This window comes from Bianquea renquensis (assembly GCF_014384895.1).
GTDB classification, from domain to species: domain Bacteria; phylum Bacillota; class Clostridia; order Lachnospirales; family Bianqueaceae; genus Bianquea; species Bianquea renquensis.
Map to the genome: position 1 here is coordinate 1 of NZ_JACRSQ010000110.1, position 547 is coordinate 547.

Annotated in this window: 1 protein-coding gene; it reads right to left on the reverse strand. The window is 56.7% G+C overall.

Annotated elements, in window-relative coordinates:
* A partial coding sequence (locus tag H8730_RS17480; RefSeq protein ID WP_249290324.1) for a DUF7601 domain-containing protein occupies window positions 1–526 on the reverse strand: 526 nt, incomplete at its 3' end.
* Between the last annotated feature and the right edge of the window lie 21 nt (window positions 527–547).

Sequence of the window (547 nt, forward strand, 5' to 3'; positions counted from 1 at the left end):
CAAAGCTAAATTCCTTGTCCGGGTCGGGATTGTCGCCCACAACCTCTTTCTGCACCGTCAGGCTGCCCGGCTCTGCTTCCGCCTGGTAGACGTTGACAAAGGGCAGAAGCAGTTCCTCCCCACCGGTAATGGTTCCGGTGTAGGTTTTCACCGCGGCGATATACCCCTCGGCTGTGTAGTCGCCTTCGGTGATGGTGTACTCTATCCCCACCGGCAGAGCCGGGAAGGTTTTACTCTCGCCGGGCTTTAATACAAAGGGTTCGCTCCGCCCGTTTATCACTGCGGTAAAGGTAAATTCCTTCTGTAAATCCGCGCCGTCGCCCAGGACTTCCTTGGTAACGGTCAGGTTCCCCATCTGGCTGGGGGCATAGGTGTTGGTAAACAGCGCCGTACAGCCTTCTTTAGTGATCGTTCCCGTGTGTCTGGTTCCCGCCACAGTATAGCCGGGGACAGGCTGCTCGATGACGGTGTAGAGTACCCCCACCGGGATTTGCTCAAATATGGCACTTTGCCCATGCTTGAGCATGAGGGTGCCTCCGCTTGTGAT